This is a genomic window from Bradyrhizobium yuanmingense, from assembly GCF_900094575.1.
Lineage (GTDB): Bacteria > Pseudomonadota > Alphaproteobacteria > Rhizobiales > Xanthobacteraceae > Bradyrhizobium > Bradyrhizobium yuanmingense.
Map to the genome: position 1 here is coordinate 1 of NZ_FMAE01000068.1, position 5,006 is coordinate 5,006.

Genomic DNA, 5,006 nt, shown 5'->3' on the forward strand with positions numbered 1-5,006 from the left:
CTCGATGACGCCCGCGCCAAGATCGCCAACTGGGTCGCCGACTACAATCTCCAGCGTCCCCACTCGTCGCTGAAATACCTGACCCCCGCGGCCTACGCCGCCCACCTCACCGCAACGGACGATCGGCTGCGCAACCCCGACCAGCTCCGCCGATCGTCCGTTGCTCCATCCGCGCCACTTGGCGTACAAAACCCCGAGACTCTAACTGCTGCTGGATGAAAATGCAGTGGCAGGTCAACGGAGCGTCGCAAATCGGTGTTCCGCCGCGGCTGTATAATCAAATCGTTCGTGAGATAATTGGGAACAATGTGAACGGAGCTGAGCGGGCGGCGGCCTCGGCGCGTCTTTTAGCGCTCGTCAACGTCGCGATGGCGGACGCAGGTATCGCTTCTTGGTACTACAAGTACACGTACCAGCTTTGGCGCCCTGTATTAGGAATTAGAGAATACGACGATAGTTATTGGTACAACGGCACCGCGGTTTCTCACGCGCTTCACAAACGGTGCGATCCTTGGTGGATACCCCTAGGCTCCCCAAGAACGAACGAGTCTGGTCGACATAGCTTTACTCCTCCCTTCCCCGCCTATCCTTCGGGGCACGCTACGTTCGGTGCCGCTGCCTTCGAAATAACTCGGCGTTTTTTCGGGGTCGCACCCGGTGCCCAAGACAATCTATTCTTTAACACAATATCGGATGAGTGCGACGGCCGAGCCATTGCCGAAGATGGCTCTTTCAGGGGGCGTCAGCGGCGGCACCACGATTCCTTGCTCCGTGGAATGTTCGACAATGCGGTGAGTCGCGTGTATCTCGGTGTTCACCGGCGCTTTGACGGCATTGGAGACAACGTTACCACTCACCAAGATATCTTGAATGATAACTCGAATATTGGCGGCGTACCCTTGGGACGCGCTCTAGCCCACGATATTTTCAACAATGGCCTTGCAAAGAGCGCTGCAGCGAGAGCGGTAATCACTCCCAAAAATCTCGCTCCGGTACCTTGACGGAAAAGAAGCCAAAGGCCTGGCCTGAGTTCCATCTGTGGTCTCATACCCCTCACGCGTATTTGGATATTTGCGGAGCTATTTGATTTGCCACGCTCCGCCTTTGCTTGGAACTGCGCCGACCTTCATCGCGTTCGGGGGCGGCGGAGCACCCCCACGTCCCTGGAGAGGCACCAAACATCCTTTTCCATCAGCAGATGCTGCATGACTACGTGACCGTCGATGCCTATGGCTGGACGTTGCTCAAGGAATTCGAGCCATGAAGAACTGAAGAGACAAACTGGACTGGTTGTACGACGGGACCCTCACCCCGTTCAAATGCCAACGGCGACACAATCGTCAGCCTGGGACACCAAGCCAACATCTATGGATCGGCGTGCTTCGCTGCGAAGGTCATTGTGTGATACTGCCCAGTGAGGTTGCACCACGACAAAGTCTCGCGTCCCTCGAACTTCAGATTGCATATATATTCGTATCATTCTAACATTGAGGTTCTCTAATATGAGGTCGTTCTTCCTGTAGTTGAATCTCAGCTACGGGCATTTCAGATGAAAGTCTTTGCTACAGTCGGCGCTTTGATCCTGTCTTGTTTAATTGTAGCTGCAGCGGACACGGCCGATGAGCTGTACGCGCAACTCCGGCAAAGACTAGTGCACGGGCGAGTTTGATCTCGCCCGTTTTACGAACAGCTGCTTCTCTTCGAGCCCGCGCTCCTTGAGATATTATTGCCAGCTGGTTTTGACTGTGGGTATGACGGCCAGAGATCGCTTCAATTGCTTATTGTTGTTTCATTGGGAGGAAATATTGGCCCTGGTTGCGATCTCAATTGCGAAATCCACCGACTGCACAAAGGTCTGATAATGCGCTTGTTTGCCCTTCGGTGGCGCGCAGCGCCGCCAACTATCTTTGGAGCGGACGGGCTCACTGACGCCGACCGTCGAACCTCAGATGCACGAAACAGAAATCTCGAGGCCAATCTATTTTCTGTGGGCGAGATCGGAGCTCTCGTGCGCGCTGAAGTGCCTTCCGACCGGGTTCCTGCGCCAGTGGAAGGCGGAATGCCTACTCACGATCCTCCACTTGCGCCGAGGGACGAAGCGGCTTTCCTGCTGCACATCGCCGCCGAAATCGAACACGCTTTGATGGTCCAGTATCTCTACTCAGCCTATTCTCTCAATCCCAACGCCATCGGCCTGTCACCAAGCCAAAGCGCACAAGTCGCAGATTGGAAGCGCACGATTCTGGCGATTGCCAAAGAAGAGATGGCGCATTTCATCTCCGTGCAGAATATCTTGATCAGTCTGGGGCTACCCCTGAATTTCGAGCGGGATAGCTATCCCTTCCGCAGCCAGTTCTATCCATTCGAATTCAAGCTTGAGCCTTTGACAATTCGACGTCGAAAGTCGATCAAAGCTGCGGTGAAAGCGAGCAAGGGAGACGCCGAAAAAATCGCCGCTGCCTTGTTCTCTGCGTCGCTCAACCGCTATATTGCGGCGGAGATGCCAGCTCTCAATCTCATTTCAGATGCGGAAAGGGCTCTCGTTGAGACGCTCACGCACGGAGAGCAGGTCAATCGAGTTGGCAAACTGTACGAGCGTCTGCTCGACTTGTTCGACGCCGGGCCGACAGCCGGCCTTCGCGACAGCGACTTCGATGGCGAGCGCCTGGATGCTCAGGGTTACGATAGCGAGTGGGGTGGCAAGGACCAATCTACTATCTCCTTTCATGCACTGGTCCGCCCGGTCAGAACGCGTGCCGAAGCCCGAGCATTGCTCACCGAGATCGCAGAGCAGGGCGAGGGGCATCAAGAAGGTGCCGTGACCTCGCATTTTCAGCGTTTTCTCACGATATTCAAGCAGTTGGAGCAATTTAGTCCAACGCAGGTTTATCTTCACTCGATAGCGACGAATCCAACTACTTCCGAGCTGGCAACCGAGGCGACTATTATCGCGAATCCGCGCACACGCCGTTGGGCACAGCTCTTGAATTTGCGATATCGACTGTTGCTCGGATACCTGTGGCACTTCCTGAGCCTCGGCGGCGAATTGTTTACAGACGTAGGCGACCGCACGCCTCATGGCTGGCTCGTGATCGCGACTTTCATGGAGATGAGTAATCTCAAGGCGATCAGCGAACTGCTCGTAGGTCTCGATCTAGACGCGCCAGGTGGCCCCAAGGCAGGTCCGACGTTTGAGCTTCCCTACGGGCTTGCACTGCCCGACCGCGAGAAGGACCGGTGGCGCCGCCATATCGATGTGCTGACAACAGCTCGTGCACTTGCCGACCAGCTCCAAAAATCGATTGCGCCAGCAGCGGATAGCGAAGCAGCAATGCTCGTCGCTTTGGCCGAGCGCGACGATAAGTCACTCGCCGATCTCGAAGAATTGCGAAAGGGCAATCATCCCTTGGCCGCGACTGGGTTCGCGAAGGTTCGCCAGATTTTGGATGAGGGCTTGCGCGGTTTCCCGCTTGCTCAACTTGCTCACAGTGAGTTCTGGCGCGTGGATGATGAAACGAAATTGCGAGACGTGGCGGGCTTCCCCCCGCTAAGGCCAGGGGATGGAGCGAATTCAAATATAATCAAGGCGTTGAAGGGAGAGGCGCCATTCGGCGCCGATCTTGGAACACCCGGGGGAGCTCTCCCGGCGCATGCCAGCAGGGCGAGCGCCGATCGATCCTAAGCGTATCCACTACATTGAAACATGGATCAACGGACTCACGCGTGCGCCGGTGCCACGAGAGAACGGGAGCGTGCCGATGGGCAGATACCAGGAGATCATCGAAATCCTCGATACCGCAGTCGGCGGATCCGCGTCCCCAGTCGGCGCCCACGGTGCCTTCTGGCGCAACCAGACAAGAGATCAATTCGTAGCACTCGTGATCTTTGGGCAGAAGTTGCTCATACTCGGAGACGGAGCGGAATCCAATCTTGTGAAGGCACTATTGGGGCGCGCCCCATTCGGCTCGGACATTGGCACGCCGGGAGGAAATTTTCGTCGCATGCCGGCGGGCTGGCCCGCGATCGATCCGGCCAAGGTTGATGTCATAAAGAGATGGATCGACGACGGCTGCCCGCAATAGCGCCAGGAGGAAAGGAGCACACGCCTATGCCCGTCACGGACATCCATGAAATTCGGGTTCTGCCTCCCCTTGCGATAGGACGCTTCGGCGGTTCCGCTGAGCCGATGCACAACTATGACTTGGTCGTTACTGCTGGGAGTGGCTACCGCGAGCTTCGGCCCGCCGAAACGTTGCTGGTCAATCCGGTTACGGGCGAGATCGTCGCAAAGCAGGTACCCTCCAGCCCGGTTCGCTTCAAGGATGGCGCCGGGCGTGTGAAGCCCGTCTGCCCGTTCCTGGAAGTGTGGGGACGATTTGATGATGATCCCGAATTGCGGCCGCTCACGGTGAATGATCTTGCGGACCTTGGGCGCGGGCCCGAGCATATCTCTTGGGACGTCCTCTTTGCTAACCTGAAGATGCTTCGCCGGACCGGTCAGCCCTCCGACCGTGTCGAGGCTCGCATTGCCGGCATCACCGGACATGTACAGCACACTTTCATCGGGCGTTGCGCGAACTTCAAATCCGGAACGTCGGTAGCCTTTGGATCTTGGTTGTGTGCAAACGGATGGTCGGCACGCGGCCGTGGTCGCCAATCACGATAACGTACAGATTCTTTCGCACTTTCAGGATTGACGGCTTCTTCTAGAATGAAGGAGCTTTGAATGAACGATGGGAATGCCATGGGTCAGGTGATCCAAATTGATGAGGCCCGGATTCGAGATCACCTGGGCGAGATGGTCCGCGGGACAGTGGAAGAGACACTGAACGCGATGCTGGAGGCCGAAGCGGACCAGCTGTGCGGTGCTGGGCGGTATGAGCGCAGCCCGGCGCGGCAGGACACGCGGGCAGGCAGCTACGAGCGAACGCTGCAGACCAAGGCGGGCGACGTCAATCTGAAGGTTCCGAAGCTACGGCGGCAAACCTTCGAGACGGCGATTATCG

At 56.9% G+C, this 5,006-nt stretch carries 6 protein-coding genes; all 6 read left to right on the forward strand.

What is annotated here, in order from left to right; all coding sequences use genetic code 11:
- On the forward strand, window positions 1–219 hold a 219-nt coding region (locus tag GA0061099_RS38755), incomplete at its 5' end, for an integrase core domain-containing protein (protein WP_141697816.1).
- A 2-nt stretch (window positions 220–221) separates the two neighbouring features.
- Window positions 222–1,001, forward strand: coding sequence for a vanadium-dependent haloperoxidase (locus tag GA0061099_RS40895; RefSeq protein WP_141697817.1), 780 nt, complete (start codon window positions 222–224; stop codon window positions 999–1,001).
- 1,058 nt (window positions 1,002–2,059) lie between these two features.
- On the forward strand, window positions 2,060–3,682 hold the full coding sequence (locus tag GA0061099_RS38760) for a ferritin-like domain-containing protein (protein ID WP_074448671.1): 1,623 nt from the start codon (window positions 2,060–2,062) through the stop codon (window positions 3,680–3,682).
- Between the two features lie 76 nt (window positions 3,683–3,758).
- Window positions 3,759–4,082, forward strand: coding sequence for a hypothetical protein (locus tag GA0061099_RS38765; RefSeq protein WP_074448672.1), 324 nt, complete (start codon window positions 3,759–3,761; stop codon window positions 4,080–4,082).
- 26 nt (window positions 4,083–4,108) lie between these two features.
- A complete protein-coding gene (locus GA0061099_RS40900; RefSeq protein ID WP_141697818.1) occupies window positions 4,109–4,666 on the forward strand; it encodes a hypothetical protein in 558 nt (185 codons plus the stop codon).
- Between the two features lie 60 nt (window positions 4,667–4,726).
- Window positions 4,727–5,006, forward strand: a 280-nt coding sequence (locus GA0061099_RS38770; RefSeq protein WP_199751068.1) for a transposase, incomplete at its 3' end; no start/stop codon positions are given.

What these genes read in the sequence shown, in the direction of transcription:
- GA0061099_RS38765 (WP_074448672.1), top strand. Translation starts at nt 3,759, where the DNA reads ATGGGCAGATACCAGGAGATCATCGAAATCCTCGATACCGCAGTCGGC.
- GA0061099_RS40900 (WP_141697818.1), top strand. Translation starts at nt 4,109, where the DNA reads ATGCCCGTCACGGACATCCATGAAATTCGGGTTCTGCCTCCCCTTGCG.
- GA0061099_RS38760 (WP_074448671.1), top strand. Translation starts at nt 2,060, where the DNA reads ATGCCTACTCACGATCCTCCACTTGCGCCGAGGGACGAAGCGGCTTTC.
- GA0061099_RS40895 (WP_141697817.1), top strand. Translation starts at nt 222, where the DNA reads ATGCAGTGGCAGGTCAACGGAGCGTCGCAAATCGGTGTTCCGCCGCGG.